13 protein-coding genes are annotated in these 14,000 nt (G+C 69.7%); 2 read left to right on the top strand and 11 right to left on the bottom strand.

The genetic code is table 11. The features are described 5' to 3' along the window. Position 1 precedes the first annotated feature (1 nt). The 7 genes from BN1701_RS25055 to BN1701_RS25025 form a co-directional block, all read right to left on the bottom strand. Positions 2–880, bottom strand: a complete 879-nt coding sequence (locus BN1701_RS25055) for a polysaccharide deacetylase family protein (protein WP_054056113.1) — start codon at positions 878–880, stop codon at positions 2–4. A 51-nt stretch (positions 881–931) separates the two neighbouring features. Continuing rightward, the gene (locus BN1701_RS25050) at positions 932–1,477 is read right to left on the bottom strand and encodes a hypothetical protein (RefSeq protein WP_054052783.1); all 546 of its coding nucleotides are present in this window, start codon (positions 1,475–1,477) and stop codon (positions 932–934) included. 62 nt (positions 1,478–1,539) lie between these two features. Next, on the bottom strand, positions 1,540–2,004 hold the full coding sequence (locus BN1701_RS25045; RefSeq protein ID WP_054052781.1) for a CYTH domain-containing protein: 465 nt from the start codon (positions 2,002–2,004) through the stop codon (positions 1,540–1,542). 12 nt (positions 2,005–2,016) lie between these two features. Then, positions 2,017–2,499, bottom strand: a complete 483-nt coding sequence (locus tag BN1701_RS25040) for a MarR family winged helix-turn-helix transcriptional regulator (RefSeq protein WP_054052779.1) — start codon at positions 2,497–2,499, stop codon at positions 2,017–2,019. Positions 2,500–2,518: 19 nt separating this feature from the next. Then, a complete protein-coding gene (locus BN1701_RS25035) occupies positions 2,519–3,424 on the bottom strand; it encodes a phosphotransferase (RefSeq protein ID WP_054052777.1) in 906 nt (301 codons plus the stop codon). A gap of 79 nt (positions 3,425–3,503) precedes the next feature. After that, on the bottom strand, positions 3,504–3,881 hold the full coding sequence (locus tag BN1701_RS25030) for a hypothetical protein (RefSeq protein WP_054052775.1): 378 nt from the start codon (positions 3,879–3,881) through the stop codon (positions 3,504–3,506). Positions 3,882–4,127: 246 nt separating this feature from the next. Continuing rightward, a complete protein-coding gene (locus BN1701_RS25025; RefSeq protein ID WP_054052773.1) occupies positions 4,128–5,126 on the bottom strand; it encodes a response regulator transcription factor in 999 nt (332 codons plus the stop codon). A gap of 66 nt (positions 5,127–5,192) precedes the next feature. On the opposite strand from BN1701_RS25025, the gene BN1701_RS25020 reads away from it, so the two are divergent. Then, positions 5,193–5,474, top strand: coding sequence for a hypothetical protein (locus tag BN1701_RS25020; protein ID WP_054052772.1), 282 nt, complete (start codon positions 5,193–5,195; stop codon positions 5,472–5,474). 194 nt (positions 5,475–5,668) lie between these two features. On the opposite strand, the gene BN1701_RS25015 is transcribed toward BN1701_RS25020, so the two are convergent. The 3 genes from BN1701_RS25015 to BN1701_RS25005 all read right to left on the bottom strand — a co-directional run bounded on the left by BN1701_RS25015 (position 5,669) and on the right by BN1701_RS25005 (position 12,111). Continuing rightward, complete coding sequence (locus BN1701_RS25015) at positions 5,669–8,977, bottom strand: SNF2-related protein (RefSeq protein ID WP_054052770.1); 3,309 nt, start codon at positions 8,975–8,977, stop codon at positions 5,669–5,671. A 66-nt stretch (positions 8,978–9,043) separates the two neighbouring features. Next, positions 9,044–10,507 (bottom strand): aldehyde dehydrogenase family protein, encoded by a 1,464-nt coding sequence (locus BN1701_RS25010; RefSeq protein WP_054052767.1) that lies wholly within the window; start codon positions 10,505–10,507, stop codon positions 9,044–9,046. Continuing rightward, entirely contained in the window at positions 10,504–12,111 is a 1,608-nt protein-coding gene (locus BN1701_RS25005) for a GMC family oxidoreductase (RefSeq protein ID WP_231949699.1), read from the bottom strand. The genes BN1701_RS25010 and BN1701_RS25005 overlap by 4 nt, the downstream gene beginning before the upstream one ends. Before the next feature lie 124 nt (positions 12,112–12,235). Between BN1701_RS25005 and BN1701_RS25000 the strand changes: the two genes are divergently transcribed. Beyond that, positions 12,236–13,447 (top strand): CdaR family transcriptional regulator, encoded by a 1,212-nt coding sequence (locus BN1701_RS25000; protein WP_054052763.1) that lies wholly within the window; start codon positions 12,236–12,238, stop codon positions 13,445–13,447. An 11-nt stretch (positions 13,448–13,458) separates the two neighbouring features. On the opposite strand, the gene BN1701_RS24995 is transcribed toward BN1701_RS25000, so the two are convergent. Further along, positions 13,459–13,968 carry an HAD domain-containing protein gene (locus tag BN1701_RS24995; RefSeq protein ID WP_054052761.1) on the bottom strand — a complete coding sequence of 170 codons (510 nt, stop codon included), beginning with the start codon at positions 13,966–13,968 and terminating at the stop codon, positions 13,459–13,461. Positions 13,969–14,000 lie beyond the last annotated feature (32 nt).

The following is a 14,000-nucleotide window of genomic DNA, read 5'->3' as shown; positions in this document are numbered from 1 at the left end:
ATCACGGTCGGGGCAGGTGGGTGAAGCGGATGCCGTCGGCCAGCAGGTTGGGCAGGGCGACGGCCATCCCGCGCGCGGTGCCGCCAGTCGGGTTGTTCAGGTGGGCGATCACGATCGATCCCGGTCGGACGGCGGTCATCGCGTGCTGGACCTGGCCTGGGCTGTGACGGGCGCCCGCGTCGGCGTTGATGTCGAAGCCGATGACCTGCTCGCCGAGGTCGTTGACGATGCGGGTGGCGACATCGTCGTAGTGGGCCGTGCCGGAGCGGAAGAAGGCGGGCGCCCGGCCGACCAGGGCGGTCAGTTTCGCGTGGTTGGTGGCGATCTCGTCGTAGACCTCGCCTGCGTCGCGGGTGCCATGGATGCCGTAGGCGGCGCGGCCGGTGACGGTCAGCGGCAGGTGGCGGGTGCCGTGGTTGCCGATGTCGAACAGCGGGTCGGCGGCGAGGTCGCGGGCGGCGGCGGGGTTGGCGTCGATCCAGCGGGAGTTGAGGAACAGCGTGGCCGGGACGCGCAGGTCGCGCAGGGTGGTGATCAGGGCTTGGTCGTAACGGTGGCCGCCGGGGCCGCCGCAGGCGTCGAAGGTCAAGGCGACCACGGGCTCGGTCAGGCGGGTGACGACGCCCGGGACGGTCAGGCCGAACGCGGTCGGGCGCGCGTCGCGGTAGGCGGCGACGGTCGCGGCGCGGTCGGGCAGTGGCGGCTGGGTCGGACGAGCGGTGATGGACACGGTGGTCGTCGACACAGCGGTGGAAGGCGGTGTCGGAGGCGAAGTCGTCGGGCTCAGTGACACGAGCTGCCGAGGCGCGGGCGGCGCGCAGGCGGCCACCAGACCTAGGGTGGCGGCGATCAGGGTACGGCGGCGGAGGTCGCGACTCATCGTGACCACACGGTAGCGGCCCGAGGTTCGCACCCTCGGGCCGCGGCGGGCTCACAAGCTCGAGTACCAGTCCGACAGGGCGGGGTCGGGAGTGTCCTCCGGCTCGGCGGGGTCGATGTCGATGCCGGAGTCCTCGGGCTCGTCGTCCGGGCTCGGCTCCTCTTCTTCTTCGGGCGAGTCCGGCGCGTCCTCCGGCTCCGCTGAGTCCTCTTTGTCCTCGAAGTCGACTTCGATCGGGACGTTCTCGAAGTCCGGCTCGTCGTCCTTCCCACCCGAGGTCACGTCGGGCTTGCCCTGAGTGCCCTCAGTGGACTCCTCCGGGCTGCTGCCCTGACCCTTGGCGTTCCACGTGCCCAGCCCGGTGGGGTCCTGGTACGCCGACTCGGCATTGCCGTCGTCGTCGAGGTCGAGCAGGGCGGTGTCGGCCACGCCGTCGCCGTCGGAGTCCCACATCGCGTCGTCGTAGCGGCCGTCGCCGTCGAAGTCGACCGCGATGGCGTCGGCGGTGCCGTCACCGTCGATGTCCACATTGGTCTCGCCGTGATGGACGTTCGGGGCGCCCTCGCCGGTGCCGAAGCTGTACTCGATGTCGGCCATCGTGTCGTCCCCTCTGCGCTTGGGTCGTCGGGTAGACGTGTGGGTCCCGGCCGAGGTTCCACTTACCAGGTGTCGTAGGGGGACTTGGCGAGGTAGGCGTTGCGGTAGCGCTTGTCGTCGGTGACCTCGGTGCCCAGCCACCCAGGCCGGGGGAACTCGGCGTCGGGCGCGTCGAGTTCCAACTCAGCCAGGATGAGCCCTTCGTTGGCGCCATGGAAGACATCGACCTCGAACTGATGCCCTTCGACCGCGACCACGTGCCGTTCCTTCTCCACCGGCTCGCCATCGCAGAGCCCGGCGGCCCGCACGCCGTCGACGAAGTCGACCGGGACCTCGGTCTCGAATTCCTCTCTGGACACGCCTGCCGCCTGGCCCTTGACCGTGATCCACGCTTGGTCTCCGGTGCTGCGGACCCGGACCTGGGAGCGCTCGCCGATCGCCAGATAGGCCTGCACGATCTGCCGCCGCGACACCACCGCCGACCGCCACGAGTCGTCGACGACCAGGAACTTCCGTTCGATCTCCATCACGGCAGGTTGTCAGGCCCAGTCCGTGTCGTCCACCCGATAGGGCGAAGAGCCCGCGGGCGGCTCGTCCCCGGCCTCGGCGAACGCGGCCAGCGCCGCGACCAGCCCGCGCCGGTTCTCCATCGGCATCGCGGCCACGATCCGGGCGATCTCCACCCGCCGCCGCCGCGTCACCTCGGCGACCAGCGCGCTGCCCGCGGGCGTCAGGCTGATGTGGGTCTCCCGGCGCGCGGCCGGGTTCTGCCTGCGGCCGAGGAGCCCGGCGTGCACCAGCCGGTCGACGGTCCTGGTCGCGGACGATGGATTGACGCCGAGCAGTTCGGCGAGCGCGGTCACCCTCTGGGTACCGCGGGTGAACACGATCACCAGCAGTCGGAACTGCGCCAGCGTGATGGTGTCGTCGACCGCCGCGATCGATCGGGCCGACACCGCCACCAGCAGCCGGGACGCGGTCAGCACGGCGTCGGTCAGCTCGTCGACGCTGTCGTCCGCCATGGCGATGTTCTACCGCACCTCAGTAGTACGAGTCGGCGAGGAGGGTCCCCAGGGTCTCGCGCGGGGCGTCGGCCCACTCCCCTGGATCGGTGGCGATGGCGCGCGCCCAAACCAGCGTGCGCGCGACCTTGGCGACCCGACAGGCCAGGTCGAGGTCGGCGGCCAGCTCGGCGCGCGGGGCCAGGTCGGTGAACGCCTCCAGATACGCGTCGCGGACCCGCAGCGTCCCGGCCGCCTGGGGGCCGAGCTTGTCGAGCAGGACCTTGAGGGGGACGAACATCGCCGCGAACGGATGGGCGATCACCGCGTCGCCCCAGTCGTAGAAGCGGACCGCGTCGGGGTCGGTGGGGTCGGTGAGCAGGATGTTGGCCGGGTGCAGGTCGTTGTGGTCGAGGCAGGCGGGGACGGGCGACTCGGTCAGGCGCGCGCACCAGCCGAGGAAGTCGGCTTCGCGCGCCTCGACCTCCGGGAAGCCGCCGACGGCGGACACGGCCGCGGCGAACCGGGTCGGCATGACCTCCGGGCGCATGTCCGCGACGCCCGCGGCGAGCATCCGATCGACCTGCGGCGCCACGTCGCGCTGCAGGACGCCGTAGCGCGGCAGGACGTCGACGAGGATGGCGGCGAGGTCGTCGGGCGGCAGGTCCCAGCCGACCGGGGCGCCGCCGTCGGGCAGCAGCAGCCAGCCGCGCTCGGTGTCCACGGCGATGGGTTCGAGCACCCGGTGCGGGGCGAGCTCGTGCAGGATCTCGTAGAGCGCGGCCTCGAAGCCGGTGGCCGCACTGGTGGTCTTGAGCCACACCGGTCCCGTCGTCGTGGGCGCGGTAAGCACGGTCGACCAAGGCCGGACCCGCGGTTCGCCGACGTCGCCGGTCCGGGAGATCCCCGCCGCGGCGAGCTGTTCGTCCATCCAGTTCACGAGCATCGGGCCAGCCTCGCAAATCCCGGTCGCGGTCGCCCGCGAAATAGCGCCCGGGGACGCCGTGGCGCCCCCGGGCGGTGGATCAGCCGGAGACGGACAGGCTGTAGCCCGCGATGCCGTTCTGGCAGTGGAAGCTGGTGAACACGCCGCCGGAGACGCCGTTGTTGCCCACCGAGTTGCAGTCGACCAGCGTCGGGAAGGTGTTGATGTGGACGTTGCTGACCGTGCCCGCCTTCGCCGTCACCGACAGCGCGTGGCCCGCGACGCCGTTCTGGCAGGTGTAGGAGGCGAACACGCCGCCCGCGACGCCGTTCTGACCACTGGTGGCGCAGTGGGCGGCGGTGCCGTTGTAGAGGAACACCGAGGCGGTCTGGGCGGCCTGCGCGGTGCCCGCGGCGAACGCGAACGCGGCGGCGGTGCCCGCAAGGACGGTCGTGACGGCACGCATGCGGTTGGACATCTTGTTGCCTCCTGTTGTCGTGGATGCCATGTGACGGCACCGAAATCGACGCTAGCAGCGCTCTTGTGTCCATTATGGATGATCAACTTTTGCCATCATCGACAGAACGTGAACGACGCTCACCGATGATCGCGGTCCATGATCACGATCGCCCCAGGTCATTTCGTTGTACAACGTAATAGGTTTGACACCCGAGGTTCACATGGGCTTGGGCACGCAGCGTGAGCCTTGTGAAGTCGATCATGCTCAGCCGTTGATCCGCGACAGCAGCGCCGCCCGGCTGTGCGACGCGGTCTTGGTGAAGATCGCCTTGATGTGGTCCTGCACGGTGTGCTCGGACAGCACCATCAGCCGGGCCACGTCCGCGGTCGCGTGCCCATCGGCCAGGTGCGACAGCAGCTCGCCCTCCCGCGCCGAGAGCCCCATCGCCCGGCGGAACACCGCGAGCCGCTCAGCGGGCGTGCTGCGCTCCATCGTCACCGCGATGTCCCCCGCCAACCGCTCCGCGCGCAGCGTCACCCACCGGCCGGGCGCCAGATGCACCCGCGCGAGCGACGCGTGATCGTCCACCCCCGCCTCGACGGCCAGCAACTGCGCGGCGACGTTGTACGCGGCGGCGGGGACCGGCGGGCGCTCGTCGGTCGGCGGGATCAGGGACCGCAGATAGGCGTCGGTCGTCGCGGTCTGCGCTCGGACCTCCAGGTCGGGTGAGAGCACCAGCACGACCGGGCCCGCGGTGTCGGCGGTATCGGTGGTCCGGTCGAACGCCCTGGCCTGCAGGCCGCGCAGCATGGTGGTCATGGGCGTGGCGACGGCGGTCAGGAAGTCGAGTTCCGCGGCGGAGAACTGGCCGCCCGTGCGCCACAGGTCGAGGAAGCCCCAGCAGCCGTAGCGGTCGGCATGGCGGACGGAGGCGATGTCGGTGACGCCGTGGGTTCGCTGCACCTCGCGCCACACGAGGCTTTCGCCCGGGTCGGGCAGATTGTGGGCGCGGCGGGCGGGAAGGGCGGTCCAGCGGTTCGCCTTGGTGAGGTACTTCGCTTTGATCAACGCGGGGAGCGGCGCTGGGGCCTCGGCCAGCGGGGACGTGCCGACGGCGGTCTCGGGGTCGGTCATCACCCACGCATAGGCGTCGAACGGCACCGACCGGCGCAGCTCGGCGAGCACCGCGGCCCTGGCCGGGCGGTCGTCGCGCTGATCCCGGCACCGTCGCTCGATCCGCTCCGCCCCCGCCCGCGTCACCACCGGGCCGACGGTACCCCCCTGTTCTCGGGATGTTCCGATTACCCGACGGCACCTACCGTCGTCGGCATGGTCACTTTGCATATCGAGCACCCGATAACGGACCTTCCGACCTGGCGTGCGGCGTTCGACCGCTTCGCCGGCGCTCGGGCGGCTGCCGGCGTCCTTGCCCATCGGATCCAGCAGCCGGTTGACGACCCTCGCTATATCGTCGTTGACCTCGACTTTCCGTCTGCCGAGCAGGCGGAGCGCTTCCGGGCGTTCTTGGAGCGGGAGGTCTGGTCGGTGCCCGCGAACTCGCCTGCCCTCGCGGGCTCGCCGACCGCCCGCGTGCTTGAACCGATCACTTAGTCAAGGTCGCTGGCGCGAGGTCGGAGGTGCTGCTCAGCAGTGCCAACTTCGCCGATCGCGGACTCACCGACAACATCGAGGTCGGATTTCTGATCCGCGACCGCGCCACGGCGGGCCCGCTCGACAGCCGCTTCCGGCAGCTCATCAGGCCGGAAGCGCACTGCTTGCTGACGCGTCTTGGCCCGCTGTCGGCCTCAGGCGAAGAGTTCTCGGATGTCGGCGACGTCCAGACCCGACCCGAACATGTTGCCGTCGTCCATGACGCTGGTGAACAGCTCGGCCTTGCGGGCCTTTAGCGCCATCACCTTTTCCTCGATGGTGTCCTTGGCGATGAGCCGGTACACCATGACGTTGCGGGTCTGTCCGATGCGGTGGGTCCGGTCCACAGCCTGCGCCTCCGTCGCCGGGTTCCACCACGGGTCCAGCAGGAAGCAGTAGTCGGCCTCGGTCAGATTCAGGCCGAACCCGCCTGCCTTGAGGCTGATCAGGAACACCGGGGCCGATCCGTCCTTGAACCGTTTCAACACCGTGGCGCGGTCGCGGGTCTTGCCGTCGAGGTAGCAGTAGTCGATCCCGGCGGCGTCGAGGCCGCCGCGCACCTTGTCGAGGAACCCGGTGAACTGGCTGAACACCAGCGCCCGGTGGCCCCCGTCCACGACCTCATGCAGGTGTTCGAGCAGCACGTCGATCTTGGCGGAAGCCAGGTCATGGCTGCCGTCGTCGACAAGTCCGGGGTGCAGGCTCAGTTGGCGAAGCAATGTGAGCGAGCTCAGGATCGTGAACCGGTTCTTGTTCATGTCGTCGACCAGGCCGAGTACCTTTCTGCGCTCGCGTTGCAGGTGCGTCTGGTAGATCTTGCGGTGTTTCGGGTGCAGCTCGACCTCGAGCACCTGCTCCTGCTTCGCGGGCAGGTCGGCGGCCACCTGCTCCTTGGTGCGGCGCCGCACCAGCGGCTTGATCCGTCGACGCAGTTGCGCGAGGAGCTCCGTGTCGCCCCGCTTCTCGATCGGCTGGCCGTAGTAGTCGCGGAACCTGGTCGGGTTCGGGAACAACCCGGGTGAGGTGATCGACAGCAGCGACCACAACTCCATCAGGTTGTTCTCCATGGGGGTTCCGGTGATCGCGAGCTTGAACGGCGCGGGAAGCCTGCGGGCGCACTGATAGATCTTGGACTGGTGGTTCTTGGTGAACTGGGCTTCGTCCAGGATCAGCCCGGACCAGGTCGACTCGGCGTAGTTGTCGTAGTCGATGCGGAACAGGGTGTAGGAGGTGACCACCACGTCGGCGCCCGCCACGGTTTCGGCGAGGGTCTGGCCGCGCTTGCGCATCGTGTCGGTGATGCACACGACCGTCAGGCCAGGTGCGAACCGCGCGATCTCCGCTGCCCAGTTCGACACGACGCTGGTCGGCGCGACGACGAGGAACGGCGCACGGTCTGGATCGGCTTGCTTCGCGTGGCAGATCAGGGCGAGGGTCTGCACCGTCTTGCCCAGGCCCATGTCGTCGGCGAGGACGCCGCCGAGCTGGAAGTCCCAGAGGAAACGCAGCCAGCGGTAGCCGTCGAGCTGGTAGCCGCGCAACTGGGCGGCGAGGGTGTCCGGTGGCTGGATCGCGTCGACCGAGTCGACCGACCGCAGGGCGTCGAGCTGCCGCTGCCACGCGGCTGCTTGCTTCTCGACCACGCCCAACTCGGCTAGCTCGTCCCAGAGGCCGACCTGGAATCGGCTGATCTTGAGCGGGCCGTCCGGCGAGTCGCGCAGTGCGCGTGCCTCCTCGATCAGCTTGCGCAGAGCCTGCAACTCGGGCTTGTGCAAGGAGAAATACGCGCCGTCCGGCATCAGCAGATGCGATTCGTCGGCGTCCAGCGCCTTGAACACCTCGGCGAAGGGGACCTGGCGCCCCTCGACGGTGATGGTGACGCCGAGGTCGAACCAGTCCGTCTCGCCCGCCACCTCCCCGGTCGACACGCCGATTCGCAGCGTGTCACCCGCCTCCCGGTAGTCGACCGGATCTCCGCCGACTTCCACAGCGGTGCCGGTCGCGCCCGTCAGCAGCGGGATCACCTCGGTGGTGAAGCGCAACGTGTCGATCCCGCGCAGCCGCGCGCCCGGAGCCAAGGCGTGCTCCTCGTCGCGCAGGCCGAATTCCTCCAGGGGAAGTCCGAGGTCGGCCAGAACCGATCGTTCCTTGGCCAGGTCGCGGTATCCGTCATCGGAGCCCGCTTGACCGAGCGGTATCCGCAGCGGCGAATCGCCGATCTGGTACGCCCATTCCCAATTCAGGTCGAGGGCGTGGTTCGCGCCGTAGTTCGCGCGCAGCACCAGGGTTGGGTCGGAGATCGCGGGCGGGGTGAACGAGCCATCCGTGGAGACCACTGGCGCGATGTGCCGAAGCCGGGGATAGAACTCGTTCCGGAACCGGTCGCCTTGCCCCGCCGGAACGACGAGGTGCTGGTTGTCCACCGCCATCCGCTGCAACTGGGCGGGCACGGTCCCGTCGAGCCTGGCCAGTCGAAGCCGCCAATCGCCATGGTCGGTCCCGGCCCGGATCTGCGCGCGATCGACATACACCACGCCGTGGCCGTCGGACCCGATGAACGTCAGCGGCGCGGCATCCGCCTCGGGCCCTTCGATCCGCAGTACGGGCGCGATCGACAGCGAATCGGATTCCGCTGCCCGCGTGACATCCAGCAGCACCCGTGCACGGGTGTAGGACGCCAGCGGGCCCACCTTCTTGCGCCCGTGCACCATCGCCACGCCGATGGCCTCCGCCTCGTCCAGCAAAGTCCACAGCTGGCGCGACTCGAAGGTCGCCAGGTCGATCGTCTTCTGTTCGGCGTGGTAGCCGTAGGAGTACGAATTCTCGTGGGACCGGTACACCGCGTGCAGTTCCCGAAGCAGCCGCACATGGGAGGTGCGGTATTCGGTGCACTGATAGGGGTTGGCCAGCTTGGTCCAGGAGAGCCCGCCCGCGACCCAACCGTTGCGCCCTGGTGTGACCAGCCGCGCGACGACCTTCAGCGTCGGCTCGACAGGCATACCGCGCCGGGTCGGTCGGCCCGGCGCTGCGGCCACAGTGATCTCGATGGCGATCGCCGCCCCGTCGGATCTCGCCGAGGCGCCTCCGGGGCCGACCAAGGAACTGAGCGATTGCTCCCAGGTCGGCGGCGGCGGGGTCCGCACGACTGTCGACCCGCGCTGGTCCAACCCGGACGCTGTCAGGACCACGGCGACCACGTGCTTGCAGTCGTACTCGACCGGGCAGTTGCATTCCCCCCGCGCGAACCGAACGGACGCTCCGCCCACGGACGAGAAATACGCCGTCGTCTCGTAGAAGCCACCCGATTGGCTCCGCACCGTCGCGTATATGGCCTGCTCGGAGTCGTCCCACCGCATGCGCACGACCGCGTGCTGGCGTGCGTATCGCACACCGCGCGCGTATGCGGCGCTGCCTGCGGCTTCGACCAGACCTGCCGGATCGACGTCGGGAACGTGGGCGCGCATTGTGAAACGGTAGCGATGCGGGCGGAGTCGGGCTTCGGCAGGTAAATCGAGCGCCTGCGACCTCGGTTAGTTGCGACCGTGTACGAGGGCGACGATCTTTGTCAGCAGCGTGTCGGTCTTGTCGGTGCGGTTGAAGGTTGTTAGGGCTAGGGGTGGGCTGAAACGTTGGCGTACCACTGAGTGTGGATAGGTGAACTCTCGTAGGCCGTCGGCTCCGTGGATTCGGCCGAAGCCGGAGTCGCCGACTCCGCCGAAGGGTGCCGTGGGCAGGATCGCGTTGGCGAATACCGCGTTTACCGACACCATTCCTGAGCGGATTCGTGCGGCGATGTCCCGTGCTCGTTTGCCCGCGTAAACCGTGGCGCTCAGTCCATAGCGGGACGCGTTGGTCAGTCGGATGGCCTCATCGATGTCCGACACGGGGCGGACAGTCAGGGTCGGGCCGAATGTTTCTTCCTGGTTCGCGGGGGCGTCGTCTGGGACGTCCACCAGGACGGTCGGCTGGACTACCTGGCCAACGGTCTCCCCGCCGCCCGCGACGACCTTGCCGCCGCGGGTCAGAGCGTCGGAGATGTGGCCGGTGATGACGCCTATCTGGGAGGGCATGGTGATCGGGCCGATCTTGGCCGACTCGTCGGCGCCCGCGCGGAGGTCGTTGACCTTGGCGACGAGTTTCTCCAGGAAGGTGTCGTAGACCTTCTGGTGGACGTAGATCCGCTCGGTTCCGATGCACGCCTGGCCCGCGTTGGCCAAGCCGCCCCAAACGGCACCTTCGGCGGCGGCGTCGAGGTTGGCGTCCTCGTCGACGATCAGGGCGTCTTTGCCGCCGCATTCGGCGATCATCGGGGTCAGGGTCTCGGCGCAGGTGGCCATGACGCGCTTGGCGGTCGCCGTCGAGCCGGTGAAGGCGATCTTGTCGACGCCCGCCCGACACAGGGCCGCGCCCGTCGAGCCGTCGCCGGTGACGAGTTGGAAGACGGGGTGTTCGGGGACTACCTGGTTGAAGGCGTCGACCAGCCAGGCGCCGACGCCGGGGGTGTATTCGCTCGGCTTGAACACCACGGCGTTGCCCGCGGCCAGGGCGAAGGCGATGGAGCCAAGGGGGGTGGCGACGGGGAAGTTCCACGGGCCGATCACGCCGACGACACCCAGCGGGCGGTACTCGACCGTGCCCGCCAAGTGCAGCGTCAGGGCTCCGGACTTGACCTTGTGGCGGCCGAGGACCTTCGAGGCGTTGCGGCCCGCCCAGGCCATGTGGTCGAGGATCATCGCGATCTCGAGGGCGGCGTCGGAGTGGGGCTTGCCCATCTCCTCGTGCACGACGCCCGCGAGTTGGTGCATGCGGCGGGCGATGACGCCGCGGAAGGCGTCGAGGCGCTTGCGGCGTTCGGCGAAGCCCAGGCCGTCCCACCAGCCCGCGGCGGCCCTGGCCCGCTCGACGGCGGCGCGCACATCGTCCTCGGTGTGCACGGGATACGTGCCGACCGGCTCGCCCGTGCCCGGGTTGTGGACCTCAATCGTGCTGCTCACGAACGGACTCCTTCTTTGGCGGCGGCGTGGACGGTGATGGTGCCGCGGATCAGGTCGGCGGCCTTCTCGCCGATCATGACCGCTGGGGCGTTCGTGTTGCCGCGCACGATGCGCGGCATGACCGACGCGTCGGCCACGCGCAGGCCGTCGACGCCGCGGACTCGCAGTTCCGGGTCGACCACGGCGTTGTCGCCCGCGCCCATGGCGCAGGTCCCGACCGGGTGGAAGATCGTCTGGGTCCACTTCCTGGCGTGCTCGGCCAGCGCCGCTTCGTCGTCCTTGGCCTCGGGCCAGAACGGGCCCTCGACGTGCTTGGCGAACGGGGCCTGGCGGGCGATGTCGTGCAGCTGCTGCAGCCCCGCGACGATCGCGTCGAGGTCGGACCGCTCCTGGAAGTAGGCCGGGTCGAGCAGTGGCCGCCAGGTCGGGTCGGCCGACGCCAGCCGCAGCGTGCCCCGGCTGGCCACGTCGACCAGCGTCGAACCCATGGTGAACGACCTGGTCAGCGGCTCGCGGAAGCCGTTGTCGTAGAAGCCGGTGGCCGCGACATGGAACTGCACGTCCGGGCCCGCGAGGCCGCCGCGGGTCTTGACGAACCCGCCTGCCTCGCCGATGTTGGATGACAGCGGGCCGCGGCCGGTGGCCTGCCATTGGGCCAGGCGCAGCGGGTTGTTGTGGTCGACGGCGATGTCGGTGGCGCCCTTGGTGCGGAACAGCAGGGGCGTGACCAGGTGGTCGTGCAGGTTGGCGCCGACCCCGGGCAGGTCGAGCGCGACCTCGACGCCGACGTCGCGCAGGTGGTCGGCGGGCCCGATGCCCGACAGCATCAGCAGCTGCGGCGAGTTGATCGCCCCGCCAGCCAGGATGACCTCCCGCTCGGCGCGGGCGATGTGCTCCTTGCCGTCCATCCGATAGGCGACGCCGACCGCGCGGGTGCCTTCGAGGACCACGCGGGTGGCGAACGCGCCGGTGGTGACGGTCAGGTTCGGGCGGTCCAGCACGGGCTTGAGGTAGCCCTCGGCGGTCGACCAGCGGCGGCCCTTTCGGCAGGTGACCTGGTAGCGGCCGACGCCGAGCTGGTCGACGCCGTTGAAGTCGTCGTTGGGCGGCAGGCCAGACGCCACCGCCGCGGCGATCCAGGTGTCGGTGAGCTTGTGGGTGTAGGAGCGGTCCTCGACGTGCAGCGGGCCGTCGGCGCCGTGGAACCTGCCCGCGCCGCGGGAATTCTGCTCGGATTTGACGAAGTACGGCAGGACGTCGTCGTAGCCCCAGCCGACGGCGCCGAAGTCCCGCTTCCAGCCGTCGTAGTCGGCCCGGTTGCCGCGGATGTAGATCATCGCGTTCATCGCCGAGCAGCCGCCGAGCGCCTTCATCCGCGGCCAGTACGCGCGCTGCCCGCCCAGCCCCGGCTGCGGCGTGGTCTGGTACGACCAGTCCCAGCGGGTGCGGAACAGGCTGGGGAACGCGGCCGGGATCTGCACCTCCAGCGCGTCGCTGGGCGGCCCTGCCTCCAGGAGGAGCACCTTCGTCGACGGGTCCTCGGTCAGCCGATTCGCCAGGACACTGCCCGCGCTACCCGCGCCGACGACGACGTAGTCGAACACCAGGAACCTCCTGAGACAGGCGTCACGTTACCAACGCGTAGCTGAACAATGACACAATCAGCTCGGCGGCCTCTTGGCTACTCCACCAGAGATTCCTGGCTCCTTTGTGCGAACGGACAACGCGATGGCGCAGAGTCTGGCCCGCTGGCTGAGTGGCTACGTGGCCGAGGCGGGCATCGACGCCGAGGTCACCCGGTTCGTCGAGCGGATCGACGGGCTGATCCTGGCCCAGCTGCCCGAGCTGGCCGCCGACCCGCGGCTGGTCGAAGCGCTGCACGCGGGCACCCGCGCCCACTGGAAGGTCTTCCTCGGGGTCGTCGAACGCGAGCGGCGCGAGGTCGTCGTGCCCCCGCAGGCGGTCGACTTCGCCCTCACCATCGCCCGCCGCGGCATGGACATCGGCGTGCTGCTCAAGGTCTACCGGGTGGCCGGTCGGGCGGTGTGGACATTCCTGTCGGAACTGGTGGGCGAGATCGGCGCTGACGGCCCAGCTCCGATCGACGTGCTGATGTATCTGTGGGACCGGGCCAGCGGCTGGATCGACGAGTCGACCGACCACCTCATCGCGATCTTCCACGACGAGCGCGAACGGGTCATGCAGGGCGCCATGGCCCGCCGCACGCAGACCATCCAGGCCATCCTCGACGGCGAACTGTCCGATGTGGACTTGGCGGCGACCGAGCTGGGTCACCCGGTCGCCACGCACCAGACCGCGTTGGTCCTCTGGGTCGCCGACGCCGACTCCGACGCGACCGCGGTGGAGTCGATGCACCGCACCGCCGCCGGGCTCGCAGACCAGCTCGGTGGCAACCGCCCGCTCGTCCTGTCGGTGGGATCGCGCGACCTGTGGGCCTGGGTGGCGACCCGGCGGGCGCCGCAGCTGGGCAGGCTCAGCCACACCGACCCGGCGATCCACGTCTGCGTGGGCACGCCGGGTCGGGGTATCGCGGGTTTCCGCCACGGCCACCACGACGCCCGCCGCGCCCAGCGCCTGGCCATCGCCGCGGGCTTCCCGGCCGGGTTGACCTCGTTCGCCGACGTGGAACTCGTGTCACTGATGTCGGCCGACCCGGACGCCGCCCGCGACCTGGTGGCCCGCGAACTCGGCCCCCTGACCGGACCCGGCCACGACATGCTGCGCGAGACCCTGTTGCTCTACCTGGAAAGCGGCGGCAGCGTCGACCGCACCGCCTCGGCGCTGACCGTCCACAAGAACACGGTTCGCTACCGCCTGCACCAGATCGAGACGATCATCGGCCACCCGCTGACCGACCGGCGCACCCACCTGGAACTGGCGCTGCGCCACCACCGCGCCTTCGGCCTGACCCACCGCTGAGGCACACGACGCTAGCGAAGCTCGTCCAGGAACTCCTCGATCGCGCGGACATCCTCGGGCTGCAGCCCATGCCGCGGGTTGGGTCGGACGAACATGGTGGGAACGCCGATCGCGGTCAACCGCTCGATGAGCGGCCCGCTCGCCGGGATCGCGTCGTCGTCGGTCCAGACCAGCGGCCTGCACTCCACCTCAACGATCTCCAACGCCGCCGCGGCCTTCCGCTCGGGAGCCTTGACCGACGGGTCGACGCCGAGCGTGGAGAACGCCGTGGGGAACCGAGGCAACCGAAGGAGCCGCTCGACCTGCGCGATGTCGTCGGCCCAGGTGGTCGCCCACCGGATCTCCACCAGCCCGGCGCGGTGCAGCCTGATGATCTCCTCGATCAGCGCGGGCGCCCAGTGCATCCGGTAGCCGAGCCCTCCGGAGGACGCGGTCCCCTGTCGCGGCGCCCGTCCCCAGCCCGGCCTGACGGCGTTGAGCACGCCGTCCACGTCGAGCAGCCACACGGGCAGGTCGGCCATGGTCCACCTCCTGTGTCCCCGGACGGGGGCGA

The organism is Alloactinosynnema sp. L-07 (assembly GCF_900070365.1).
In the GTDB taxonomy this organism is placed as follows: Bacteria; Actinomycetota; Actinomycetes; order Mycobacteriales; family Pseudonocardiaceae; genus Actinokineospora.
This window is presented reverse-complemented; position numbering and strand designations above follow the sequence as displayed.